At 68.2% G+C, this 23,749-nt stretch carries 27 protein-coding genes; 9 read left to right on the plus strand and 18 right to left on the minus strand.

Translation table 11 applies throughout. From position 1 onward, the window contains the following. Nucleotides 1-26: 26 nt before the first annotated feature. Nucleotides 27-1,343 carry an MFS transporter gene (locus AMYBE_RS0118080; protein ID WP_051124738.1) on the minus strand — a complete coding sequence of 439 codons (1,317 nt, stop codon included), beginning with the start codon at nt 1,341-1,343 and terminating at the stop codon, nt 27-29. A gap of 142 nt (nt 1,344-1,485) precedes the next feature. Here AMYBE_RS0118080 and AMYBE_RS0118085 point away from each other — a divergent pair, with 142 nt between their 5' ends. Then, complete coding sequence (locus AMYBE_RS0118085) at nt 1,486-2,355, plus strand: fumarate hydratase (RefSeq protein ID WP_020660803.1); 870 nt, start codon at nt 1,486-1,488, stop codon at nt 2,353-2,355. Nucleotides 2,356-2,360: 5 nt separating this feature from the next. Beyond that, complete coding sequence (locus AMYBE_RS0118090; protein WP_020660804.1) at nt 2,361-3,053, plus strand: fumarate hydratase C-terminal domain-containing protein; 693 nt, start codon at nt 2,361-2,363, stop codon at nt 3,051-3,053. Here AMYBE_RS0118090 and AMYBE_RS44070 read toward each other — a convergent pair. Beyond that, on the minus strand, nt 2,997-3,251 hold the full coding sequence (locus tag AMYBE_RS44070; protein ID WP_084470062.1) for a helix-turn-helix domain-containing protein: 255 nt from the start codon (nt 3,249-3,251) through the stop codon (nt 2,997-2,999). The genes AMYBE_RS0118090 and AMYBE_RS44070 overlap by 57 nt on opposite strands. 236 nt (nt 3,252-3,487) lie before the next feature. Between AMYBE_RS44070 and AMYBE_RS0118095 the strand changes: the two genes are divergently transcribed. Together AMYBE_RS0118095 and AMYBE_RS0118100 are read left to right on the plus strand one after the other, a co-directional pair. Beyond that, complete coding sequence (locus AMYBE_RS0118095) at nt 3,488-3,799, plus strand: hypothetical protein (RefSeq protein ID WP_020660805.1); 312 nt, start codon at nt 3,488-3,490, stop codon at nt 3,797-3,799. 501 nt (nt 3,800-4,300) lie between these two features. Then, on the plus strand, nt 4,301-4,735 hold the full coding sequence (locus AMYBE_RS0118100) for a hypothetical protein (protein WP_245573212.1): 435 nt from the start codon (nt 4,301-4,303) through the stop codon (nt 4,733-4,735). A 79-nt stretch (nt 4,736-4,814) separates the two neighbouring features. Here the strand turns inward: AMYBE_RS0118100 and AMYBE_RS46650 are convergent, their stop codons facing one another. Further along, nucleotides 4,815-4,940 carry a hypothetical protein gene (locus tag AMYBE_RS46650; RefSeq protein ID WP_281172090.1) on the minus strand — a complete coding sequence of 42 codons (126 nt, stop codon included), beginning with the start codon at nt 4,938-4,940 and terminating at the stop codon, nt 4,815-4,817. On the opposite strand from AMYBE_RS46650, the gene AMYBE_RS45450 reads away from it, so the two are divergent. Continuing rightward, nucleotides 4,900-5,238, plus strand: coding sequence for a hypothetical protein (locus tag AMYBE_RS45450; RefSeq protein WP_169515200.1), 339 nt, complete (start codon nt 4,900-4,902; stop codon nt 5,236-5,238). The two genes, AMYBE_RS46650 and AMYBE_RS45450, sit on opposite strands and share 41 nt — an antisense overlap. On the opposite strand, the gene AMYBE_RS0118110 is transcribed toward AMYBE_RS45450, so the two are convergent. Genes AMYBE_RS0118110 through AMYBE_RS0118125 form a run of 4 tightly spaced genes read right to left on the minus strand, consistent with a single transcriptional unit; the run spans nt 5,186 to nt 7,785 of the window. Then, nucleotides 5,186-5,404 carry a tautomerase family protein gene (locus tag AMYBE_RS0118110; RefSeq protein WP_020660807.1) on the minus strand — a complete coding sequence of 73 codons (219 nt, stop codon included), beginning with the start codon at nt 5,402-5,404 and terminating at the stop codon, nt 5,186-5,188. The two genes, AMYBE_RS45450 and AMYBE_RS0118110, sit on opposite strands and share 53 nt — an antisense overlap. Further along, nucleotides 5,391-6,191: a 2-keto-4-pentenoate hydratase gene (locus AMYBE_RS0118115; protein ID WP_020660808.1), complete on the minus strand. Its 801-nt coding sequence runs from the start codon at nt 6,189-6,191 to the stop codon at nt 5,391-5,393. The genes AMYBE_RS0118110 and AMYBE_RS0118115 overlap by 14 nt, the downstream gene beginning before the upstream one ends. Further along, nucleotides 6,188-6,985 carry a 2-keto-4-pentenoate hydratase gene (locus AMYBE_RS0118120; RefSeq protein WP_020660809.1) on the minus strand — a complete coding sequence of 266 codons (798 nt, stop codon included), beginning with the start codon at nt 6,983-6,985 and terminating at the stop codon, nt 6,188-6,190. The genes AMYBE_RS0118115 and AMYBE_RS0118120 overlap by 4 nt, the downstream gene beginning before the upstream one ends. Continuing rightward, nucleotides 6,982-7,785: an IclR family transcriptional regulator gene (locus tag AMYBE_RS0118125; RefSeq protein ID WP_020660810.1), complete on the minus strand. Its 804-nt coding sequence runs from the start codon at nt 7,783-7,785 to the stop codon at nt 6,982-6,984. Before AMYBE_RS0118125 ends, AMYBE_RS0118120 begins: the two co-directional genes overlap by 4 nt. A 98-nt stretch (nt 7,786-7,883) precedes the next feature. On the opposite strand from AMYBE_RS0118125, the gene AMYBE_RS41910 reads away from it, so the two are divergent. Next, nucleotides 7,884-8,900 carry an AraC family transcriptional regulator gene (locus tag AMYBE_RS41910; RefSeq protein WP_020660811.1) on the plus strand — a complete coding sequence of 339 codons (1,017 nt, stop codon included), beginning with the start codon at nt 7,884-7,886 and terminating at the stop codon, nt 8,898-8,900. Between the two features lie 51 nt (nt 8,901-8,951). Here AMYBE_RS41910 and AMYBE_RS0118135 read toward each other — a convergent pair whose 3' ends face one another. The 3 genes from AMYBE_RS0118135 to AMYBE_RS0118145 are packed head-to-tail and all read right to left on the minus strand — an operon-like array spanning nt 8,952 to nt 12,134. Beyond that, on the minus strand, nt 8,952-9,437 hold the full coding sequence (locus tag AMYBE_RS0118135) for a flavin reductase family protein (protein WP_034288790.1): 486 nt from the start codon (nt 9,435-9,437) through the stop codon (nt 8,952-8,954). Nucleotides 9,438-9,490: 53 nt separating this feature from the next. Next, a complete protein-coding gene (locus tag AMYBE_RS0118140; RefSeq protein WP_020660813.1) occupies nt 9,491-11,068 on the minus strand; it encodes a 4-hydroxyphenylacetate 3-hydroxylase N-terminal domain-containing protein in 1,578 nt (525 codons plus the stop codon). A gap of 22 nt (nt 11,069-11,090) precedes the next feature. Next, the gene (locus tag AMYBE_RS0118145) at nt 11,091-12,134 is read right to left on the minus strand and encodes a VOC family protein (protein ID WP_020660814.1); all 1,044 of its coding nucleotides are present in this window, start codon (nt 12,132-12,134) and stop codon (nt 11,091-11,093) included. Between the two features lie 239 nt (nt 12,135-12,373). On the opposite strand from AMYBE_RS0118145, the gene AMYBE_RS0118150 reads away from it, so the two are divergent. The 3 genes from AMYBE_RS0118150 to AMYBE_RS0118160 are packed head-to-tail and all read left to right on the plus strand — an operon-like array spanning nt 12,374 to nt 15,707. Continuing rightward, entirely contained in the window at nt 12,374-13,252 is an 879-nt protein-coding gene (locus AMYBE_RS0118150; RefSeq protein WP_020660815.1) for an acetaldehyde dehydrogenase (acetylating), read from the plus strand. Beyond that, nucleotides 13,249-14,256 (plus strand): 4-hydroxy-2-oxovalerate aldolase, encoded by a 1,008-nt coding sequence (dmpG, locus tag AMYBE_RS0118155; RefSeq protein ID WP_020660816.1) that lies wholly within the window; start codon nt 13,249-13,251, stop codon nt 14,254-14,256. Before AMYBE_RS0118150 ends, dmpG begins: the two co-directional genes overlap by 4 nt. Beyond that, on the plus strand, nt 14,253-15,707 hold the full coding sequence (locus AMYBE_RS0118160) for an aldehyde dehydrogenase (protein ID WP_020660817.1): 1,455 nt from the start codon (nt 14,253-14,255) through the stop codon (nt 15,705-15,707). The genes dmpG and AMYBE_RS0118160 overlap by 4 nt, the downstream gene beginning before the upstream one ends. A gap of 501 nt (nt 15,708-16,208) precedes the next feature. Here AMYBE_RS0118160 and AMYBE_RS0118165 read toward each other — a convergent pair. Genes AMYBE_RS0118165 through AMYBE_RS0118200 form a run of 8 tightly spaced genes read right to left on the minus strand, consistent with a single transcriptional unit; the run spans nt 16,209 to nt 23,722 of the window. After that, complete coding sequence (locus tag AMYBE_RS0118165; RefSeq protein ID WP_020660818.1) at nt 16,209-16,991, minus strand: SDR family oxidoreductase; 783 nt, start codon at nt 16,989-16,991, stop codon at nt 16,209-16,211. Next, on the minus strand, nt 16,988-18,310 hold the full coding sequence (locus tag AMYBE_RS0118170; RefSeq protein ID WP_211226828.1) for an MFS transporter: 1,323 nt from the start codon (nt 18,308-18,310) through the stop codon (nt 16,988-16,990). The genes AMYBE_RS0118165 and AMYBE_RS0118170 overlap by 4 nt, the downstream gene beginning before the upstream one ends. Further along, entirely contained in the window at nt 18,307-19,437 is a 1,131-nt protein-coding gene (gene argE, locus AMYBE_RS0118175; RefSeq protein WP_020660820.1) for an acetylornithine deacetylase, read from the minus strand. Before argE ends, AMYBE_RS0118170 begins: the two co-directional genes overlap by 4 nt. Next, nucleotides 19,434-19,814 (minus strand): RidA family protein, encoded by a 381-nt coding sequence (locus AMYBE_RS0118180; protein WP_020660821.1) that lies wholly within the window; start codon nt 19,812-19,814, stop codon nt 19,434-19,436. Before AMYBE_RS0118180 ends, argE begins: the two co-directional genes overlap by 4 nt. Continuing rightward, on the minus strand, nt 19,811-20,926 hold the full coding sequence (locus AMYBE_RS0118185) for an alpha-hydroxy acid oxidase (RefSeq protein ID WP_020660822.1): 1,116 nt from the start codon (nt 20,924-20,926) through the stop codon (nt 19,811-19,813). The genes AMYBE_RS0118180 and AMYBE_RS0118185 overlap by 4 nt, the downstream gene beginning before the upstream one ends. Further along, entirely contained in the window at nt 20,923-21,732 is an 810-nt protein-coding gene (locus tag AMYBE_RS0118190; protein WP_020660823.1) for an ABC transporter ATP-binding protein, read from the minus strand. The genes AMYBE_RS0118185 and AMYBE_RS0118190 overlap by 4 nt, the downstream gene beginning before the upstream one ends. Beyond that, nucleotides 21,732-22,652 (minus strand): ABC transporter permease subunit, encoded by a 921-nt coding sequence (locus AMYBE_RS0118195; protein ID WP_020660824.1) that lies wholly within the window; start codon nt 22,650-22,652, stop codon nt 21,732-21,734. The genes AMYBE_RS0118190 and AMYBE_RS0118195 overlap by 1 nt, the downstream gene beginning before the upstream one ends. Then, complete coding sequence (locus AMYBE_RS0118200) at nt 22,649-23,722, minus strand: ABC transporter substrate-binding protein (protein ID WP_211226829.1); 1,074 nt, start codon at nt 23,720-23,722, stop codon at nt 22,649-22,651. Before AMYBE_RS0118200 ends, AMYBE_RS0118195 begins: the two co-directional genes overlap by 4 nt. Between the last annotated feature and the right edge of the window lie 27 nt (nt 23,723-23,749).

Below are 23,749 nucleotides of genomic sequence, written 5' to 3' on the forward strand. Positions count from 1 at the left end.
AACGTCGCTCCGCAGGTCGGGGTGCGTCATCGGCGTGCTGGGCGAACGAGCACGAACATCAGGAGCGCGCCGAGACCGAGAACGGCTCCGTAGAGCAGCTGGTTGTAGACCTGCGTGCCGGTCGTGCTGCTCAACCACCCGGTTACGGCGGGCGTGATCAGGTTGCCGATCCCGGCGAAAGCGGTGATGGTGGCGATTCCGCCGGCGGCCGCGGTACCCGCCAGCAATGCGGCCGGCATGCTCCAGAACGGGCCCATGGCACCCATAGTGCCCACCGCGATCAGGGTGAGCACCGCGAGCGCGAGCCACGTGTGCTGCGCAACGAGCGGCAGCAGGAGCCAGCCCGCGGCACCGGCGAGCGCGAAGACACCGGCGTGGAGCCGCCGCTCCTGCGTCCGGTCGGAGTGACGGGCGTTGAGGTACTGCACGATCACCGCCGCGACGAACGGGACAGCGCTCACCAGGCCGACCTGCCCGACGCTGAGATCACCCGCGCCCTTCAAGATCGTCGGCAGCCACAGGAACAGGCCGCTCGTGCTGGTCATGATGCCGAAACCGAGCGCGGCCAGTCCCCAGAAGCGCCTGCTGCGCAATGCGGCGCCGTAGGAGTGCGGGACCTTGGCCCCAGTGGGGCGGTCGCGCTCGAGGTCGCCCGCCACGAGCCTGCGGTCCTCCGGGCGCAGCCAGCGCGCTGACTCCGGACGGTCGCTGAGCACGCAGAACACCACGACACCCAGCACGCAGGCAGGCAGTCCCTCCACCAGGAACAGCCACTGCCAGCCGTGCAAGCCCCACAAACCGTCGGAGACGTGCATGATCCCGCCGGAGAGCGGGCCCCCGACGATGCCCGAGATCGCCATGGCGGAGAGGAAGATCGCCATGACACCGGCCCGCCGCGCGGAGGGGATCCAGTACGACAGGTAGAGCAGGACCCCAGGGAAGAACCCCGCCTCGAAAACGCCCAGGAGGAACCTGAGCACATAGAAGTGCGACGGTGCCAGCATGAACGCCGCCGCGGCGGACACGAGTCCCCACGGCAGCATGATCCGCAGGAACGTCTTGCGGGCGCCGACTTTGTGCAGCATCAGGTTGCTGGGCACCTCGAACAGGACGTAGCCCAGGTAGAACAGGGACGCGCCGAGCCCGAACACGGCGTCGGAGAATCCGAGCTGTCCGGCGAATTCGAGCTTGGCGAATCCGATGTTCGAACGGTCGACGAAGGCGACCACGTAGGACACCACGAGCAGCGGCAGGATCCGCCACTTGATCGCCCGATACACCGCGTCACGCCGCTGGTCGTCGGACACCCCGGTCAGGGATGCCGATGTTGTCTCCGTCGCCACCAGACGCCTCCTCATCGTTGAGTTCCCTGAACCGCGGTGCACTCGCCGTCCAGCGCTGGCGTGGAGATTAGATCGCCCACCTGGTAAAAGTCAATTACCTAGTTTTTTGCTTATTCGGGCTTTCCTCGTTATTGTTCAGACCGTGCCGATCACCTACACGCAACTCAAGGACGTGACCGCGCGGATGTATCTGCGCTCACTGCGAGCGGTGCCCGCCGACGCGAAGAAGGCCCTGGCCGGGGCTCGCGCGCGGGAAACGAATCCGGTGGCGCGCAACACCCTCGACCTGATGGTGTCCAACGCCCGGGCGGCCGAGGAACGCCAGCACTTCCTCTGCAGCGATTCGGGCGTGCCGACCTACATAGTGCGCATCGGAACCCTGGTCAGCTTCGACGGCGACGTGAAACGGGCCATCCGCGACGGGTTCGCCGAGGTTGTGTCGACTTCGGACCCGCCGTTGCTCAAGCACGTGACCAATCCCCTTACCAACGAGCGCAGCCACGCCGGCAAGGACATGCCGCTGGTCACCTTCGACCTCATCGACGGCGCCGACCACGTGGAAATCATTTGCTCGCCCAAGGCGCTGGGCAGCGGCCGGTGGGCCGCCCTGGAGATCTTCACCTTCCCCTCCCTCGCTGAGATCGAGGAGTACATCCTGAAGGTCGTGCTCACCGCGGGATCCCAGGCCTGCCCGCCTGTCGTGGTCGGCGTCGGCATCGGCGGTACGTTCGACTACGCCGCCAAGCTGGCCAAGGAGTCCGTCGTACGCCCGATGGGCCGGCGCCACCCCGACCCGGCCGTCGCCGACATGGAGGAACGCCTGCTCGAAGCGGTGAACAAGACCGGCTTCGGGCCGATGGGCACCGGCGGCGGCACCACCGCGATGGCAGTACACATCGACTACGCGGCCGGCCACGGTTTCACCCCCGTCGCGGTGTGCTTCAACTGCTGGATCGATCGGCGCACGCGAGTGCGGATCGACAACGACGGCACCGTCACCGAACTGGAGTGAGATCGATGGTCGAGACACGGGAGATCACGCTGCCGGCCGGCGAGGACGTCGTGCGCGGGCTGCGGGCGGGCGATCTGGTCCACCTCACCGGCGAGATCGTCATCTCCGCCGGCCTGCCGACCTACCGGCGGCTGCTCGCCGAGATGCGCCAGGGCATCGCGCCGCCCCTGGATCTGCGAGGGCGGCCGCTGTTCCACGTCGGCAGCCTTGGCGAAGACATCGACGGCGAGTACCACCTCCGCTACCTCAACCCCACGACGAGCACCCGCTTCGATCCGGAAATGCCCGACCTCATCCGCGGCCTCGGGATCCGCTTCACCGGCGGCAAGGGCGGACTCGGCGAGCAGTCGGTGCGGGCGATGCGGGACACCGGCTGCGTCTATCTCTCCTTCCTCGGCGGAGGCTGCACATTGCTCTCGGACGCGATCCGGCGCGTCACCGGTGTCCACTGGACCGAGATGGTCGAGCACTACCGCCTAGTCCAGGTCGAGGTCGAGCGGCTCGGCCCGCTGACGGTCGGGATCGACGCGCACGGCGAAAGCATCTACCGTGACCTCCGCGCCGGAGCACAGGCGCGACTGCCGGAAATACTCCGGGAGCTGTCCGCCCGGCGCGGCGACGATCACGACCGCCCGGCCGCCTCAGCGAGCTCCAATTCGAGCAGGAGCCGTTGCCGGGCCGGCGAGGACGAGTCCTAACGGGTTCTGCGCGCGGCGCAGCCGTTGCCGCAGCGTGTTCTGGTGGATGTGCAGTTCCGCACTCGCGGCCGCGACCTCGCCGAAGCATCTCAGGTAACTGAGCAGAGTCGTCGCGAAGTCGCTGGCCTGTCTCCCGTCGTGACCGGCGATGCGCTCGCCCGCCGGCGCGCAGGATCGGGTCGGCGCAAACCGCGTCATTGGTCCCCGGCCAAGCGGGGTCCCTGATGAATCCGGCAGGCTTCTCGCAGAAGCAATGCTCCCCGCGCGAGCAAGGACGATTCCACGAGCGCGGGAACTGGCGCGAGAACTCTCGTGCTCTCCGCGAGCAGGGCGGTCCCCCGCCCAGCGAACTGCGGCCGAGGTGCGTCTGAGAAAATGCACCAAGTGGGGTATTGCAGTACCCGGGTCTGCCCAGGGTTTGGTCGAAACGTCATGTGCGAGTCTTCAGCCTCGTCGTCCGGTTCCGCGCCTGGACCCTGTTTGACGAATACTGGAAATCATTCCCATCGGCTACCGCTCTGCCAAGCCGCAGCAAAGCCAGGGCAAGCGAAGTACCTGAATTCGAGGTCAACGCGGCGCTCGGCCTGGAGTTCCAGGCGGAGACCGACGCGGTGAGAACCAACTACTCCCGCACGTTCAGGACCTCGTCGACGCAGAAGTCCGTCAATACTTCTCAGTGCGGCCCCGAGTTTGACCCCGAACCGAACAACCTGTCACCCGGCGACAGCGCCAGGTTCTCCAGTTAAGCCCGAGCGAGCCGAACAGCGATCACCGGATGATCAAGGCCGTCTGGTCTGCGTATGTCCACACCGCCGGTCCGGCAACAGGGCGACCTGTCCCCTCGGCCTGCGTCCGGCTCGGTTGACCACGAACAGATCGCAGGATTCTGCGGAAAGTGCCAAATTGACCCGCAAAGAGAACCGGCCCGGACAGAGTCGGATCGCCTATTCGATCATTCGCGAGAGCAGCTCGCCGGAGGCCGTCAACACTGCGGCTCTGGTCATAGCGCGCCCGGTGCTTGAACGTTACCTGCACGGATCGTTGCGACGTCAAATTCAATCTGACTAGGACCAGATCGGGCGGAGATCCTCCTGCTCAAGGCCAAGCATTTGAGGGTTGCCGCACAAGCCCGTTAGGCAGATCGGGTGATGCCGATCTGTTCGCGGCCATGCCGAGGATAGCCCCGGTAGCTTCGGCAGTTGGCGGTAAGGGGACCGCCGTTCTCGACACCTTGGGAGGGGTGCATCATGAATCTAGTGCGTCCTGCTGCTGTCGGCGCGACTTCTATCGCCGTGGTCAGCACCTTCCTGTTCGCCGGTACCGGCACAGCGGCCGCGGCAACCTCGCGGACCATCTCCGGGTCGTCGCCCGACGGAGGTGCGTCGTTCAGCGGAAAACTGACCTGGACAGGCCGGGGCAGCTTCTCCGCCAACGTTACTTTGAAAGACGCCAAATGCGACGCCCACGATGTCTACTTCTACTTCGTAATCGATAAGGGATGGAGCAACGAATGGAACGGTGCCACCAGGCGTAACTCCGAGGGCTGTCACAAGACGATCACGTGGAACGGGATCGGCGGCTCAGACTCAGCCGGAATTTGGGGCCCGACTCTGCGCGTCTGCACCGACAAGTTCATCGACTCTTGCCGCGACTACGACTACGACAACCCGTACTTCCCGTAACAGCGGACACAGACGAACGGTGCGGGCTGCCGAGACCGAGCGTTGCGACAGTCTGGGGCCGGCCCGCTGCCTCACCTCTTCACGATCGCGCCCGCGTCGATCGGGACCGCGATTCCCTGACGTAGCAGGATTCGTCGGACGCCAGCCAGGCCACCGCGGCGCTGATGTCGCGCGGCTGCACCCACGGGATCGGCAGCACGTCCACCGCCCGCTCCTACGGCACCTACTCGCGCAAAACCGAACAACTCTGGGGCGACCGGAAAATGGACACCGTCACCGCCACCGAGGTCAAAACCGCCGCCGACCGCATCATCGAACTCAACGACATCCTCGCCGGTCCGGCACGGCAACTGCACCACGGCGGCACCAGGACCTCAGGGCAGTACAGCCTGCCCAAATCACCATGCTCACCGGCGACGACACGTCGGCGGGGTTACCGAGACTTACCAGCTATTGGCCTGCGGGAGGTGCCGAAGATTGCAGGCGACGCTCCTCAAGCGTGACATCGCCAGCGGCGAAGTGCGTCAGGGACGTCTCACGCAGCACGACGCGGACTGCCGCGATTGGCGTGTCGAGCGCACGACTGGCGGACTCCGTGAGCTGGTGGATGAGCTCCCGCAACTGGGCCGGGGTGCGGCCTTCGGCAAGGGTCACTTCAATGATCGGCATCGGCGCCTCCGTCGAGCGTGATGGTTCCCAGGTGAGTGAAGTGGGCCGCGATCCTTGCGCCCGCACGGATCGCGACCGCGTCGGTCATGCCTCCGGTGAGCACGATCCAGCCGGGTTCCAACGCGTGGCCGCGTTCAGCGAGAGTGTTGGCGGCAAACGCCAGCGCTTCGGCCGGGTTGCCGTAGACCGCCGCGCCGGTCGCTGAGTCGGCGATCTCGCCGTCGATCTCGAAGAGGCATGCTTCCAGTGCCAGGTCGAGCTCGTCCGGCCGGCGGATTCTGGGGCCGGTCACGTAGAAACCGGATGAGGTGTTGTCGGCGATGACGTCGGCCATCGAGAACCGGTAACCGGAGAACCGGCTGTCGATGATCTCGATCGCGCCGAAGACGCCCGCGACCGCGGCCAACGCCGACGCGGCGGTGACCCCAGGCCCGGCGAGACGAGCGCCCAGCACGAACGCGATCTCCGGTTCCGCGCGCGGCTGGACCAGCCGGCCCCGCGGAACCGGCGCCCCGGCAGGGAGGACCATCCGGTCGGTCAGCCACGCAGTGGACGGGTTGTCGACGCCGACCTGTTTCTGCTTCGCGCGGGAGGTGACCCCCAGTTTCACGCCGACGAGCCGCTCGCCGCGGGCCAGCCGCCGGTGCAGTGCGACATCCTGCGCTGCGTAGGCGGTGGGCACGTCGAACACGGGCCAGCTCTCGCTGATCGAGGTGCGAGACCGCGCGTTGTCGGCCGCGTCGAGCAGCTCGGCGGCGATCGAAGCGACATTCCACTCTGCGCTCACGGCTGTTCCTCCCGTGCCAGCAAGGCGGTCACGTCCCCGACGCCCGAGATCCGGGCAACCACAGCGTCGCCCGGCGCGATCGGGAAAGCGCGGGTCATGGAGCCGGGCAGGACGACGTGACCAGGGCGCAGCGGCACCCCGAGCCGACCGACTGTGTTGGCGAGCCAGACCAGTGCCGACACAGGCGAGCCGAGGACTGCTCCGCCGGCACCCGTCGCGACGAGTTCGCCGTTGATGTGCAAGGTGCAGCCGGCCAAGCGGAGATCGACCGCGTCGAGCGGGATCGGGCGACTGCCCAGTACGACACCGCCCGACGAGGCGTTGTCCGCGATCGTGTCGAAGATGCCGATGCGCCAGCCGTCGATGCGGGAATCAACGATTTCCAGTGCGGGCAGGACGAAGTCCACCGCGCGCGCGGCGTCGGCGATCGTCACGCCCGGGCCGGCGAGTTCGGCGCCGAGGACGAAGGCGATCTCGGGTTCGATGCGCGGCTGCAGGAAACGTCCGGCCGCGATCGGCTCGTGCTCGGCGTGGAACATGCTCGCGGTCAGGTGCCCGAAATCGGGCTGGGAAACGCCCATCTGGCGCTGGATGGCCCGCGAGGCCAGACCGACCTTGTGCCCCCGCACGACGTCTCCGTCCGCCTCCCATGCCGCGACCTGCCGCTGCTGGATGCGGTACGCCAGTTCCAGGGAACCGCCTTGGAGCTCGGCGCTGAGCGGCTCGACGGGGCGGCCGCTGGCGTAGGCCATCAACAGCCGATTGGCGAGCTCGGTTTCGAGGCCGGCGTTCACGACACTCTCCTGGCCAGGTTCACGACTTCGTCGTGGTTGCCAGGCAAGGAACTATCGACGAGTTCGCGCGAGGTCGCGCGCGCAGCGTCGACGACGGCGCGAGTCAGTTCCGCCCGGTGCACGCGGAAGCGCGCGGCCGGGACGCTCACGCTGATGGCGGCAACCACCGAACCGAGCTCATCGCGTACCGGTGCAGCGACACAGTGCACGTCGGGAATCGTCTCGCCGAGATCGACGGCATAGCCGACGGTGCCGACCTGCCGCAACGCCGAGCGGAGAACCGTCGGATCAGTGATCGTCTCAGGCGTCAGCCGGCGCAGCGGCGTGGACTCGAGCATCCGACCCAGCTCCGCGTCTTCGAGCTGAGCCAGCAATACCTTTCCCACGGCCGTGCCGTGCCCTTCCAGACGGGAGCCGACTTTCGCACCCTGCACCGAAATGTTGTGGGTCCCGAGGAGCTTGTCCACGTACAGCACCCGGCCCCGCTCCATGACGGCCAGGTGGGACGTTTCGCCGCAGACCTCGACCAGCCGCTCCAGATGCGGCGCCGCGCACGACCGCACATCGACCGTGCCGCGCAGCGCCTCCGACAGCTCGACCACCCGCCATCCGATCCGGTAGCGGCCGCGGATCCGGCACATCAGCAATCCGGTCCCGACCAGGCTGGCCAGAATCGAATGCGCGGTGGACCGCGGAATACCGACTGTGGCCGCGACTTCGCGGACCCCCCATTCCGGACAGTCCGCAGTGAAAAGATCGAGGATCGGGCCGATTTTCCCGATCGTCTGCAGGTTTGCCATCAGGCCTCCTGTGAGCGCCGATGCTCGCGGCGGCCACGCTGTAATCGCGTCGCCATTCATCCTGACGACGATGTTACGGATCGGTTAGAATCGCCGACATGACTGCACGCGCACGGAAACCTGTCGCTGGGCGCACCAGTGGCGAATCCGGCGCGCTGGTGTCCACGAACGGCCTGGGCCTGCACGAGGGCTGGGCGGCGTGGAACGACGCGATCAGCACAACCTACTGCGAGCTGGGCCTGCAGGTCGAGCGACCGTACGAGATGTTCGACGGCAACATCCACCTCCGCCGCATTGGCGACCTGGGCTTCAGCTGGATGCGCTCCTCGCCGCATTCGGTCGTCCGCACCCCTGCGATGATTTCTTCCGACGACAACACGGACTTCCTGTTCTGCCTGGTCACCCGCGGCTACGGCGAGGTGGCCCAGGGCGAGCGGAGCTGCCGGCTGCACAGCGGAACGGGCACGATCCTCGATTCGGACCGGCCGTTCGAGTTCCGGCTCCCGGACGACTTCGAGCAGGTAGTCGTCCGGATCCCGCGTGCACAGTTGCTCGCCCGGCTGCCGGAGTCGGTGCTGGCCGCCTCGACGGCCCGCACGGTCGGGGACAATGGGATCGGCGGCCTGTTCACCTGCTTCGTGCAGCAGGTGCCCAAGCTCGATGCCGCCAGCCTGACCAGGTCGTCTCCGGTCCTGGCCGGTTCCACGTTGGATCTGCTCACGGAGGCGGTGACCGCCGGTGCGGCGGCGACCGGGACGACCGAGCTCGTCCGCCATGCCGACCTGCGGCGCGCCAAGGCCGCGCTGCGCGCGACGATGCACGATCCCGACCAGCCGATCGAAGACCTGTGCCGCGACCTCGGCATGTCCCGGCGGCACCTGCAGTCCCTGTTCCATGAGGCCGGGACGACCCCGAGTGCCTGGCTGCAGATACAGCGCGTCGAGCGAGCGCGGCAGCTGCTCCGGACGACGAAAATGACCGCCGAGGACATCGCCCGGCGGTGCGGGTTCCGCGACTATTCGCATTTCCATCGGACGTTCCGCAGCCAAGTAGGCCAGACACCGGGAACATTTAGAAAATCTGCTTCAACGAACCTCACACCGCGTATCGAGTAGCACGAAATGCCGGCCCGCGCACAGCGGACCGGCATTCGCGCGTTTCGATGGTCAGAACCCCCAGGGATCGTCGCGGCCGATGATCTCCAGCGCCCGGAAACTGCCAGTGTAGAAGACGAGCGGCTGGCCGTCGTCGTACCAGAGCCGCTCCACCCGACCGACGTGCAACGTGTGGTCCCCCGCCGGATACGATGCGTCCAGCGAGCACGCCAGGTGAACCAGCGCCCCCTCCAGCAATGGCACCTCGCCCCGCCACACGAACCGGACGAGGTCCGGATCCCGTTGCGGGACACCAGCGAAGTGCAACGACAGCGGCTCCTGACCATCGGCGAGAACGGAGACGCCGTAGCGTCGGGTCTCCCCGATCCGGCGGTTCATCTTGGCGCGGTTGGCGATCGACACGAGCACCAGCGGCGGGTCCAGCGACACGGACGTGAACGCGTTGGCGGTCATGCCGTGGACCGACGTCTCGCACCGGTCCTCCGCGGTGGTGACGATCGTGACCCCGCTGGCGAACCGTCCGAGTGCCTTGCGCATCCGCAACGGGGTCGCCGCCTCGGGCTCCAGAGACTCCACGGTGGACACGATCGTCACCGTGCGCCGGTCGCCCGGCGCACGACGGCGATGTCGTTGTTGTCGAACAGATCCGGCCGTGTCCAGCCGTCGACGCCGTATTCGGACATGCACTGCTCGGCGAAGCCCTTGAGCGCCAGGTCCTGGCCAGACGCCTGGTAGGCGAAGAGGGTCTCGAACCGGACGGCCTCGTTGTTGCCCGCGTAGTTGCGTTCGTAGAGTTCGTGCCTGCCGCCGAACTCGGTGCCCACCGCGTCCCACAACAGCTTCAGCAGCTTGACCCGGTCGATCGCCTCGACGCCGTTCGAGCCGCGCACGTACTGGTCCAGATAAGGCCGCACTTCCGGGTTGCCCCAGTCGTCGGCGTGCGAGTTGAGGTAGATCAGGCCGCTTCCCAGGGTCTGCTGGATGATCTCCTTGATCCGCGGGTAGGCGATGCCCATGAAGGTCCGGTAGGCGAGGCCGTAGTTCAGGTTCGGCTGGACCGTGCCGTTCACCCAGTCCTGCGGCGATTTGGCCATGGCGTCCGACAGCCCCCAGAACAGGTCGCGCCAGTTCAGGATTTCCCCGACCTGCATCTGCACGCCTCGGAACGCCGACGACCCGGTGACCTCGACGGCCTTCAGCACGCAGCCGGCGATGAAGTCGAGCTTGACCGCCAACCGCGCGCAGCCGTGGAACGTGAAGCGCGGGATGAAGCCGGACGCGGGGACGAAGTCGTTCGCCTTCTCCACGTCGTAGGCGAACACGTTCTCCCACGGCACCAGCACCCGGTCGAGCACCATGATGGCGTCGTTCTCGTCGAAGCGCGAGGACAGCGGGTAGTCGAACGGGGAACCGGTCGCCGCGGCGTTGAACTCGTACGAGGTGCGGCAGAACAGTTTCAGGCCCGGCGAATCCATCGGCACCGTGAACACGACGCCGTATTCCTTCTTCCGCATGGGAACGCCGTAGTGCGCCACGAAGTTCGCGTTGGTCAACGCGGACCCGGTCGCCACGACCTTCGCCCCGGAGACGACGAGCCCGGCGCCGGTCTCCTCGACGACGTGCACGCAGACGTCGCCGACCTCATCGGCCGGCTTGTGCCGGTCGATCGGCGGATGCACGATCGCGTGGTTGAGATAGAGGACCCGCTCCTGGGTCGCTTTGTACCAGCGCAGCGCGTTTTCCTTGTACTCGCCGTAGAAATCGGCGTTCGCGCCCAGCGTGCCGAGAAAAGCGGCCTTGTAGTCGGGCGAGCGGCCCATCCAGCCATAGACGAGCCGCTGCCAGCCCGCTATCGCGTCGCGGGCGACGATCAGGTCCTCGGCGCTGGTGGCGCTCTTGAAGAACGGATGGGTGAACCCGCCGTTGCCCGTGTCGGTGGGCACGGTCAGCGTGCCCTGCATCGCGGGGTCGTGCAGGGCGTCATAGAGCTGCGCGATCGAGCGGGCGGAATTGCGGAACGCCGGGTGGGTGGTCACGTCGTCGACGCGTTCGCCGCGGAAGTAGATCTCGCGCCCGTCGCGCAGCGATTCGAGATACTCGTCGCCGGTCATCGGGCGGACGTCGTTCGCGGATTGTGCTTGCGGGCCGCGGAATTCGGTGGCGGTCATGGTGAAGGCTCCAGATCGGTGGTCAGGAAACTGCGCCGGCAGGGGACGGTTCGCGCTCGGCGGCGGGGGCCGGCGGCGCGGAGAACTTCTCGATGTGCTGGTCGAGCGCCAGCGGGCTCGGCGTCCCGTAGGTGAAGTAGGTCTCGACCGGGAGGTTGGCCCCGCCGATGGCCAGGCCGGTGTCGATGTCGGACATCAGCCAGGTCTTGGTCTCGGCGTCCGGTTCGAGGTGCAGGTATCCGGGTTCGCCGAACAGCTCAATCCGGTTGCCGCCGGGCTCGAAAACGTAAAGAAACTGGCCCTGGGTGATGCCGTGCCGGTCCGGGCCGGCCTCGATGCGGACGTCGTACTCGCGGAACATCTCCGCGGCGTCGGCATTGTGCTGGCCGTTGCCGTAGTAGAACGCGACGTGGTGCAGTTTGCCGCGGGCGCCGGTCATGTCGCGCATGCACGCCACCTCGTGGCCGAGGACGTTGGAGCTCATCCACGCCCCGATCTCGACAGTGCCGTCCACGACTCGCTCGGTGGTGCGAAATCCGAGGTGCCGTTCGAACGACTGCTTGACAGCCGTAACGTCGGAGGACATCAGGTTGAGGTGGTCGATGCGCTTGACTGGGATGCCCTGCAGCGGCTTGCGCGAGGCGCGGGTGAGGATCTTGCTCCGCAGCTCGGCCGGGGCCCGGTACTTCTCCGCTTCCCAGAGCAGCGCCAGATTGTGCCCGTCCGGGCTCTGGTAGGAGAACGTCTTGCCGAAGCCGAATTCGTCGTCGCTCCACGTTCCCTCGACGTCGGCCGATTTCAGCGAGTCTGCCCGGCGTTGCAGCGCTTCGGCCGAGCTGGTCCGCAGCGCCGCGTGGCCCATCCCCGCGGTCGGCGACTCGGTGACCTTCAGGCTCCACGGGTAAGGATCTTCGTAGCCGCGCAGGTAGACCGACTGGCCCTCCTTCCTGGTCACGTACATGCCGAGGAACCTGGTGAAGAAGTCCACCGTCTCCTGCGGTTTGGGGCTGAGGAGTTCGACCCTGGCCAGATGGGCGATCTCGTGCGGCGGGCTGACATCGGTCATCGCGACTCCTGGGGGGTGTGCGTCGAAATCGGCGCAGCGGGGAAGGCTCGTGCCTCGGTTGTGGTGGCCATCACCTTCGATACGGCGACAGGCCTGAGCCAGCGCTGTCCGGGCATCCCGGACGCCGGGCACGAGGTGCCGCCCCGTTGTCCGGCAGCCCCGGACAACGGGGCGGTCAGCCTGGCCGGCTGCCTAGCGTCCCTGATGTCCCCACAGCGTCGAGGCAGAACGGCGAGCGCATGAGTCGAGTCACAGCCGCGATCGTCGGGTCCGGGAACATCGGCACGGACCTGATGTACAAACTGCTCCGCTCGGAGCACGTGGAACCGGTGGCCATGGTCGGGATCGACCCCGACAGCGAAGGTCTGCGCCGAGCGCGCAGCAAAGGACTCGAAGCATCCTCGGGCGGGGTCGACTGGCTGTTAGCACAGCCGGAACTGCCCGGCCTGGTGTTCGAGGCGACGTCGGCGAGCGTGCACGCCGCGGCGGCGCCCCGCTACGCGGAAGCGGGCATCACCGCGATCGACCTGACCCCGGCGTCGGTCGGCCCGTATGTCGTGCCCTCGGTCAATCTCGACGAGCACCTCGGCGCGCCGAACCTGAACATGGTCAGCTGCGCCGGCCAGGCGACCATCCCGATCCTGTCCGCGATCAACGCGGTCGCTGACGTGTCCTACGGCGAGATCGTCGCCGCCATCGCGTCGCTCAGCGCGGGCCCGGGCACCCGGCAGAACCTGTCGGAGTTCAGCGAGAAAACCGGCCGCGCGCTTGCCGAGGTCGCCGGAGCCGATCACGCGAAGGCGATCTCGGTCATCAACCCGGCCGAACCGCCGATGAACATGCGCGACACGGTCTACGCCCGCGTGCGCCGCCCGGACGCCGCCGTCATCGAGAGCGCTGTCGTGACGATGGTCGAGCGGGTCCAGCAGTATGTCCCCGGTTACTCGCTGCGCCTGGTCGATGTCGACGGCGACCTCGTGACGGTGATGCTCGAAGTCGTCGGGGCCGGAGACTTCCTGCCCACTTTCGCCGGCAACCTCGACATCATCACCGCCGCCGCGGTCCGCGTGGCCGACGTCCTCGCCACCCAGCACCTCGCGACGGGAGCCGCGCTATGAGCAATCGCATCACCCTGGTCGACACCACCTTGCGCGACGGCATGTCGAGCGTGTCGCACCGGTTCACTGCCCGCAACGTCGCCGACATCGCCCGTGGCCTCGACCGCGCCGGCGTCTCGACGATCGAGGTCGCCCACGGCATCGGCGTCGGCGCTTCTTCGATCCAGTACGGGTTCGCTGCCGAGACCGACCCGGACTACGTGCGGGCCGCTGTCGAAGCCGTGTCGAACGCGGAGATCGCCGTGCTGTACGTGCCGGGCATCGCGACGCTCGCCGACCTGCTCGGTGCGGTCGACGCCGGAATTCGGACCGTGCGCGTGGCGGTCCACTGCACCGAGGCCGACTGTGCCGAGCAGCCGGTGAAGTGGGCGAAGACCGCCGGGCTCACGGTTATGACGTTCCTGATGATGAGCCACAAACTCGAACCCGAAACACTGGCCGAACAGGCCCGCAAGCTCGCTTCCTACGGCGCTGACGTCATCTATGTCGTCGACTCAGCCGGTGCGCTGCTGCCGAAGGGGGCCGCGGAGCGCGTCGCCGCGCTGCGGTCGGCGGTCTCCGCGGACATCGGGTTCCACGCCCACAACAATCTCGGCGTCGGGATCGCCAATGCGCTTGTCGCGGCCGAGAACGGCGCCACCTTCATCGACGGGTCGCTGCGCGGGCTCGGCGCGAGCGCCGGGAACGCTCAGACCGAGGTGCTGGCTGCCGCCTTCGAACGCGCGGGCTGGGACACCGGCGTCGAGCTGTTCCCGCTGATCGACACGGCTGAGCAGATCGTCGCGCCGCTGATGACCGAACCCCAGATCGTCGACGAAACCGCGCTGGTCCTCGGCTACGCCGGGGTGTATTCGACGTTCTTCCACCCGACCAAGCGCGCCGCGGCCAAGTTCGGAGTGCCTGCGCGGGACATCCTGCTGGAGCTGGGCCGCCGCGGCGTGATCGGCGGCCAGGAAGACATGATCATCGACGTCGCCCACGAGCTGGCGGGAGCAGCGCGATGAAGGTCCGGCACCTGATCGGCAAGGAATGGACCGATGCGTCCGACGGGAGGGAGTTCGAGTCCCGCGACCCGCACGACGGCTCGCTGCTCGCGACCGTCGCCCGGGGTACCGCCGAAGACGGTCTCGACGCGATCTCGGCCGCCCGCAAGGCGTTCACCGAAGGTCCGTGGTCCACGATGCCGCCCAAGGAACGCGCACGGATCATGCACGCGGTCGCCGACGCCGTTGACGCCCACCGTGACGAACTCGCACTGCTCGAAACCCGAGACAGCGGCAAGACCATCACGCAGGCGGCGCACGCGGAGATCCCGCGGGTCGCACTGAACCTCCGGTTCTTCGCCGACTATGCGGCGATGGCGGCGAACGAGTCCTATCCGGACGGAAACCTGCTCTCGTACACGCTGTACCCGCCCGCTGGGGTCGTGTCCGCGATCAGCCCGTGGAACGCACCGCTGATGCTCGCGACCTGGAAAACCGCGCCTGCACTGGCGTTCGGAAACACCGTCGTGCTGAAGCCCGCGCCACAGACGCCGCTGACCGCGCAGCGGTTCGCTGAATTGGCCTTGGAAGCCGGTCTTCCCGAAGGCGTCCTCAACGTCGTACACGGCTTCGGCGGCGACGAGGTCGCCGGGCCGCTGACGTCGGATCCGCGCGTCGACCGCATCACCTTCACCGGTTCGAGTGCGACCGGGATTCACATCCTGCGCGCGGCCGCGGCGAATCACACCCCGGTGTCTGCCGAGTTGGGCGGGAAGTCCGCGAACATCGTATTCTCCGACGCTGATCTCGACGTCGCGGTGCCGCAGTCCATCCGGGCGATCTTCGCCGGCAATGGCCAGGTCTGCCTGGCGGGTTCCCGGCTGCTGGTGCAGAACTCGGTCCGCGACGAATTCCTGGCCCGCTTCATCGCCGAAGCCGGCGAACTCACGATCGGCGACCCGAAGGATCCGGCCACGTTCCTGGGGCCGCTGATCGAGCAACGCCACCTTGAGAAGGTCCACAGCTATGTCGAACTCGCCCGGCTCGAAGGTGCCGACGTCGCCCTGGGCGGAAGCCGCCTCACCGACCCCGCGCACGCGGCCGGGTTCTACTTCCCGCCCACGGTGCTGACCGGGCTGGGCAACCACACTCGCGTCGCGCGGGAAGAGATCTTCGGCCCGGTCGTGACGGTCATCGGGTTCGACACCGAGGACGAGGCACTGGCCATCGCCAACGACTCGCCGTACGGGCTCGCCGGGATGCTGTTCACGCAGAACCTCGACCGGGCTCACCGCATGGCCGCCCGATGGCGCGCCGGAACCGTCTGGATCAACACGTTCTTCGAGCGCGACCTGCGGTTGCCGTTCGGCGGCGAGGGGATCAGCGGCGTCGGCCGTGAAGGCGGCCAATACTCTCGCGAATTCTTCACGGAACCGCGTGCGGTCATGCTGCGGCTCAAGAGCCCGCGATGACCTGCGTCGTCTTCGGCGCGAGCGGCTCGATAGGCCGGGCCATCACGACCCGGCTCACCGCCTCGCCACCGAGTGCTCGCGGTCGGCCGGACCGCCGACGCCCTCGCTGGCCTCGGCGGTGCCCGGCCTGCGTGGCGGACAAGAGCGCGATCGCCGCGATACCCGGCACGGTCCGGCTTGCCGTGTATCGCCGCCGGATTGCCGGTCCGCGGCTCGGCGGACGCCATCGACCCGGACGCACTCGGCGCGGCGGTGACCTCAAGGGGGCGGCCTGTTGCCGCTGCTGCAGGCCGTCCGCGACCACCTCGAACCCGGCTCCTGGTTCGTGATCATCGCGGGTTCGCTCGGCTGCGAGCCAGGCCCCTGGCGGCCGACCGTGGGGACATCACGCACGACCAGGCTCCCGGGCTGAGCCGCACGGAACGACCAGCCCGAGACGGGGCGACGCCCAGAGCTCTTCGGACAAGTCGCTCCCAGACCCGCATGTGGCACGGCCCGTACTCAGAAACGGGTGGTCATGCCGCCGTCGACGTTGATGGTCTGACCGGTGAGGTAGGAAGCTCCTTCGCCGGCGAGAAACACCACCAGGCCGGCGATCTCGTGCGGTCGTCCCCAGCGACCGAGCGCGGTACGGGTGCGAAGCCACGCGTTCCACTCGGGATCCTCGGTCAGCTCGGCGTTGACGTCGGTGGCGAAGGTACCGGGCGCGACCGAGTTGACGGTGATTCCGTGGGGTCCGAGGTCGGCTGCCAAGGCCCTGGTGAGTCCGTCGAGTCCTGCCTTGGCCGTGGCGTAGGCGACGTCGCCCGCACGGCCGAGTTGGCCGACTACCGACGAAATGTTGATGATACGGCCGGGTTCGCCGCGCGCGATGAGGTCGCGGGCGACGGTTCGGCTGAGCGAGTAGGCGGCGACGAGGTGTGCGTCCAGCATCGCCGTCAGCGCTTCGGCGTCGAGGGCGTCCAGCCCGCGTCTGTCGCGATGGCCGACGTTGTTGACCAGGACATCGATCGGTCCGAGTGCGGCCAGAGTGCCGCCGGCGTCCCGGTTGGTGACATCGAACGCGGAGCCGGTGACGGCGAGGCCTCGATCACGCAACTCCGCCACGGCGGCGTTCACCGAGGTGGCGACGCGGCCGTTGATGATGACCTCGGCACCGGCGCTGCCGAGGCCGTGGGCGATCTCCAGGCCCAGCCCGCGGACGGAGCCAGTCACCAGAGCACGGCGGCCCTGGAGCGGAGCGTGGCTGTGATCGGCGAGTGGATTCTGTCGGGTAGTGGTCACGCTGTCTCCGCGGTCGGTTCGGTTATCTGTGCGTAGGCGCGTCCTGAGTAGAGGACCGCGATGAGGACGGTGCTCACGGCGCAGGTCGCCACGACGTACCAGGCCGGGGAAAGGGCATTTCCGGTCGCGGCGACGAGCCACGTGACGATGAACGGGGCGAATCCGCCGAACAGTGCCACGGCGAGGTTGTAGCCGACGGACACCGTGGTTGACCGGACCTGCGGCGGACACACTTCGGCCATCGCCGCCGGCGCCGGGCCAGTGAACGCCGCGATCGGGATTGCGAACACGATCTGGAAGACCAGCACGGACCAGGCGCCCGGGAAGACCTTGAGCAGCGCCATTGCCGGATAGGTCAGCAGCACGATCACCGTGGCGCCCCCCAACAGCAGCCGGCGGCGCCCGATCCGATCCGAGAGCGCGCCGAACATCGGCGCGAGCACCACGACCACGAGCGGGCCGGCGCTGGTGGCGACGAGCGCCGACGTCGCGCTCAGGTGCAGCGCCCGCTGGGCGTAGGTGGGCAGGTACACCAGGAAGAAGTAGGTGGCCACGGTCCACGTGATGGTGATCGCGAAGCCGGTAGCTACCGCGCGCGGATGCCGGCGCAGCGTATCGGCCAGAACCGAACGCCGGCCGCTCACCTCCATCTGCGTCCGCGCCTCGGTGAACTCGGCGCTTTCGTGCGTTCGTGAGCGCAGGTAGAAGCCCACCGGACCGATGAGCAGCCCAAGCAGGAACGGGATTCGCCATCCCCAGCTCTGCAGGGCCTGGGCGGACAACACCGCGGTCAGCACGACACCCATCAGGGATCCGAGCAGGAGGGCGGCGGCCTGCCCGGCCTGCTGCCAGCTGGCGATGAACCCGCGCCGCCCCTCCGGCGCGTGCTCGGTCAGGAAGACCGTCGCGGTGCCGACCTCACCGCCCGCCGAGAAGCCCTGGACCAGCCGGGCCGCCACGACCAGCGCGGGTGCCCAGGCGCCGATCTGGGCGTAGGTCGGTGCGACGCCGAGGACGGCGGTTCCCACCGCCATCGACACGATTGTCACCGACAGCGCTGCCTTCCTACCCCGTCGATCCGCGAGGGTGCCGAGCACGATCGCGCCGAGCGGCCTCATCACGAACCCGACGCCGAACGTGGCCACCGTCAGCAGCAGTGAGGTGGTGGCGTCGCCGGTGGGAAAGAACAACCGCGACAGCGTCACGGCGAAGTATCCGTAGACGGCGAAGTCGTAGGCCTCCAACAGGTTGCCGATAGCCGCGGCGGCGATCGCCCGGTGCGGCGAGGTGCTGGTGGCGGCGATGGTCCGTTCAGTCACGATCGTGCCCCCGTCGCAGTGGGTGCCGTTTCGGCCCATTCGGTCAGTCGGCGGAAAAATGCCTGCGCATTCGCCAGCTCGGAGCGCGGAATCGCTTCATCGGGACGATGTGCCTGTTCGATCGATCCCGGACCGCAGACCACGGTGGGCAGACCGGCGGCATCGAAGAAGCCGGCCTCGGTGCCGAACGGGATCTCGGCGAGAGGAAGTGCGCCGCCGAAGGCACCGGCGAGATCGATCGCCGCGTTGCCGAGCCGCGGCGGGAGCGGTGGCATGGCGAGGGTCTCCTCGGTCCGCGGTGGATGGCCGCTGGGCACCGCCCGGGAGACGAGCGCCGCGGCCGTGCGGCGAACGTGCTCGACATCGGCCGCTGCGGCGGGACGGATCTCCCACGACACATCGCAGCTCTCCGGTACGACGTTGACCCCGGTGCCGCCCTCGACGCGACCGACACAGACGGTCGTCCCGGGGATGTCGAGCCCGGCCGGAAGGTCGCCCAGCGCCAGCACGAACCGGGCCGCAGCCTCGATCGCGCTCACGCCCTTCTCCGGATCGCCCGAGTGCGCGGCCCGGCCGGCGAACCTGCTGCGGAAACCCAGGTAGCCGCGGTGGCGGTCGGCTATCCGCATCCCCGTCGGCTCGCCCACGATCACGCAGTCCGGCCGCGGGACCGATGCGACCAGATCGTCCACGAGGCTGGGCACCCCTAGACAGCCGATCTCCTCGTCGTAAGTGAGTGCCACGTGCACCGGCCGCCGCAGGGACCCGTCCGCCCAACCGTCGGCCGCCACCAGGCAGGCCGCCAGGAAGCCCTTCATGTCCACGACACCCCGGCCGACGAGCAGGTCACCGCGCTCGGTGAGGGTGAAGGGATCGGTCGTCCAGTCCTGACCGTCGACGGGCACGACGTCGGTGTGCGACGACAGCACCACACCGCCGCCGGTCTCAGGGCCGAAGCAGGCCAGCAGGTTGGCCTTGCGACCGGTGTCGTCATAGGTGTGGCGCAGCCGTGCGCCGGCCGCGGCGAGGCGGTCCCCGGCCCAGTCGATGAGCGCGAGGTTGGAGTTTCGGGAGGTGGTATCGAAGGCGACGAGCGAGCGCAGAACCTCGACGATCCGTTCGGTCATGGAAACTCCACACCTCTCCGCGTCACGGCGGCGATGGCCGAGATCTCCAGCGAAACACCCGGGACGACGAATCCACACGTCACCGTGGTGCGAGCCGGGGGATCGGCAGGGAATGCCACGGTGAAGGCGGAGTCCCATGTGGACGGTTCCGCCTCGCAAGCCAGGAACGCCGTCAGGGCAACGACATCGCCGAGAACACAGCCATGCTCGGCCAGCGTGTGCCGCAGAAGCTCAAAGACGTCGGCCGCCTGCTCGCCCAGAGCACGCGGTTCGCCCGCCAGAACGGCCGGACTGACCAAACCGGAAGTGAACACGAGACCGGCCGCGGCGACCGCGCCCGCGAACGCGGGGCTCTGCCCGGGAACCCGACGGATCACGATCGCGACCGCCGGACCGCGCCCGCGTCAAGGTCCCGCACCCCGCCCCGGCCGAGCAGCGTGAGCACGGTGACGAGCTCCGCCCGGATCAGCTGGTGCACCCGGCGGACGCCGGCTTCGCCCGCGGCCGCGAGACCGTAGGCGGCGAGCCTGCCGACGATCACGACATCGGCCCCTAGTGCCAGCGCCTTCGCCACGTCCGCGCCGCGGCGGATTCCGCTGTCCAGTGCGACTTGCGCGCGCCCCGCCACCGCCTGCACGACTTCCGGCAGCTGGTCCAACGCGGCCGGCGCACCGTCGAGCTGGCGACCGCCGTGGTTCGACACGAGGATGCCGGCGGCGCCGGCGGCGACCGCTGATTCGGCGTCGGCTCCGGTGAGGATTCCCTTGGCGAACCAGGGCAACGGGGAATCGGCGGTCGCCTCGGCCAGCCGGTCCCAGCTCCACACCGGTTCGGTCCGGTCGAACAGTTGCCCGAACACCTCCTGCGGTTCGGGCGAGCCGGCAGCCCGGTAATTGCCCGTGATGATGGCCGGGTCGGGCGCGAACCGGTTGCGCAGGTTACGTTCCCGCCAACCACCCGTGGGGCAGTCGACCGTCACGCACAGCGCCCGGTACCCGCAATCCGCTGCCCGGGCGATCATCGCCCGGAAGTTCGTTTCCGGACCCATCGGGTGCAGCTGCGCGATCATCGCTGCGGCCGGTGCGGCCGCGCGCACATCCTCCAGCGAGTGACTGCCCGCTTCCGGCACGATGCTCGCGACGCCCTCGGCGTCGTTCGCCCTCGCGACCGCACGCTGACCCTCGGGATGGAAGAGCGCGTCCGCGCCAAATGGCGCGGTGAGCACCGGCATGCTCAGGTCCACACCGAGAAACGATGTCCACGTCGAGGGCACTTCCGCGCCGCTCATCGCCCGCGGCAGGAACGTCCACCGCTCGAACGCCTTCCGGTTCGCACGCATAGTGGACTCGTCGCCGGCGCCACCGGCCAAAAAGTCCCACACGTCGGCCGGCAGGGTCTCGCGAGCGGCGTCGGTGATCTCGTCCAGAGTGGCGAACCGCTCCCCGCTGCCGTAGAAGGTGGCGGGGGGCGCGATGTCACCCGATGTCATAGGTTGACCTCCGTCTGGTCGCCGAGCAAGAGCCGGTCGCTGACCGCGTCCCCGGAAGCGCTGATCAGGTCGACGAGGCCGGTGGGGCTCGTCGCGTCCTTCGTCGCCGCGTCGAGGTCGGCGATGACCGTGCCGCGGCTGAACACCAGCAGCCGCTCGCCCATTGCCAGCGCGTGTTCCATGTTGTGGGTGATCATCAAGGTGGTGCAGCCCATTTCCCGGACCAGTTGTTCGGTGAGTGCGAGCACCTTGGCGGCGGTCGCCGGATCCAGCGCCGCGAGGTGCTCGTCGAGCAGCAGGACCTCGGGCGCGCTCAACCCGGCCATCACCATGGTCAGGCTCTGCCGCTGCCCGGCCGACAGCAGTCCGACGCGGTCGGTGAGACGGTTCTCCAGGCCGAGCCCGAGCAGCGCCAGTCGTTCCCGCATCCGGGTACGGCGTTTCGCCGACAAGGCGAACCGCAGGGTGCGGCGACGCCCTCGGCTCATCGCGAGGGCGAGGTTGTCCTCAATGCTCAGTTCCGGCGCGCTACCGGCACGCGGGTCGTCGAAGACCCGGGCGACCACCCCCGCGCGGCGGTAGTCCGGCCACCCGGTGACGTCCCGACCGCCGATGCGGACCCGTCCGCTCGTCGGGCGCGCGGCGCCGGAGATCGTTCGCACGACGCTGCTCTTGCCCGCGCCGTTGCTGCCGATGACGGTCGCGAACTGTCCGGTGTGAACGGTGAGACAGAGGCCGCGCAGTGCGACCACCTCGTCCACCCGGCCGCGGTTGTAGATCAGGTTGACTTCATCGAGTTCGAGCATCAGTAAGCCCTCCTCGCCGCGGGTATGAAATTCGCCACCCGGACCTTCCGGAACACCCCGCCGAGGTAGCGTTCGGCCGCGACCGCGATGACCAGGGTGAGTGCGGTGACACCACGCAAATCGCCCGCGGGCAGCCCGATTCGGAGCGCGCCCACGAGAATCAGCCGGTAGAGCAAGGTTCCGGCAAGCACACAGGCGACGATCCGGAAGACTTTCGAACCGGACGGCCGGAGCAGCAGCTCACCCAGCAGGACCGCGCCCACGCCGGAGACGAAGACCCCGACGCCCATGTTCACGTCCGCGTAGCCCTGTGTCTGCACCAGCAGCCCGGCGCCGAGACCGGCCAGCGCGTTGGACAGGAACAAGGCGAGCGCGAGAACCGCGCGATCGTTGACACCCTGACTGCGGGCCATACCGGCGTTGACGCCGCTGGCCCGCAGCGCGAGACCGATCTCGGTCCGCATGAGCAGGGCATAGCCGGCCAGTACCACCAGCACGATCAGGCCCAGCACCGCCGAGATCGCCAGATCGGCAGAGCCGCCGAACCCGGTCACGGCGGTCGTGAGGGTGCCGGCGGTCAGCAGGCTCAGGGTGGGCGCGCCGAGCACGTGCAGCGTGACGCTGAACAGTCCGATGCTCATCACCAGGCCGGCCAGCAGCACCGGTACTCGTAACCACTGGTGCAGACCCGCGGTCAGGAGTCCGGCCGCGCCGCCGGCGAGAGCACCCAGCGGCAGTGCGGCCAGCGGCGGCAGCCCGGACGCCGCGGCTATCGCCGTGACGGCGCCGCCGAGCGCGAAACTGCCCTCGACAGTCAGGTCGAAGTCGGCGCGCACCCGGAACACCGTGTAGATCCCGAGAAAGACCGGCACCATGGGCAGCCCCGTGACCAGGGTGTCGAGTATGATGTCGCCGATCATTTGACGGCCGCCTTGGCCAGGATGTCCTGGGGGACGGTCACGCGGAGACTGTCCATTGTGGTCCTGTTGAACTCGAATTCGACACCGCTCGGCTGTCCGAAAGCGATCTCGCCGGGCTTCGCACCGGCCAGCACCTTCGCCGCCGGCTCGGCCGCCAGCTCCCCGACCACCGGATAGTTCGGCCCGATGCTGGCGAGGATGCCCGGGACACTGGCGTCACCACCGCACACGTAGACCGGCAACTTCGCCGCTGCCGCCGTCGAGCCCACCGCAGCGAGCCCCGCGAAGACTGTCGCGTCCGGTCCGATCAGGATCGCGTCCGCCCTGCCGACGAGACCGCGCGCACCCGTTGGCACGTCGCCGGCCTCGGAGATCGACGACTCCACAAGGGACAGTCCGGGGTGCGACGCCGCCGCCTTGCGGAGCGCTTCTACCCACACCTGCATGTTCTTGTTCGACGGGTCGTAGACGGTGCCGATGCGCGTGGGCGCGGGGCCGACCTTCAGGATCTGGTCGAGCAACAGGGCCGGGTCGATGTAGTCGATACTGCCGGTTACGTTGCCTCCCGGTGCCGTGAGCGACTTGGCGACGCCGCTGCCCACCGGATCACCCATCGCGATCGCGAAGATCGGCCGGTCACGAACCTGCTGAGCGAGCGCGATCACCGCCGGGGTCCCGATGACCGCGAAGGCATCGTCATCCGACCCGGCGAAGTCACGAGCGATACCGCTGATCAGGCTCTGATCGCCCTGGGCGTTCTTGAAATCGAAGGTGACCTTCTTCGGCGCCAGCAGAGCGGTGAGCTTGCGCTCGAAGGCCGCCACGGTGTCGCCCAGCACCGTCGCCTCGGCCACCTGCAACACGCCGATCTGGTAGGTGTCCTTGCCTGCCAGGGAAGAACTCGTGCCAGACGGAGCGGTGCCGCAAGCGCCGACAAGCAGTGTCGCCGCGAGAGCGGCGGGTAATCGCATCGTTCGGCTGATTGTCACCAGTGCCTCCAGAGGCGAGAGTTGAGAACATCTTCTCCATTTGGTTAGGAGAACGCTAGGAGGATGACGAGATCCAGTCAACTACGAAGAGAGAACTTTTCATCGTTT

The sequence above is a fragment of the Amycolatopsis benzoatilytica AK 16/65 genome (genome assembly GCF_000383915.1).
GTDB lineage: Bacteria > Actinomycetota > Actinomycetes > Mycobacteriales > Pseudonocardiaceae > Amycolatopsis > Amycolatopsis benzoatilytica.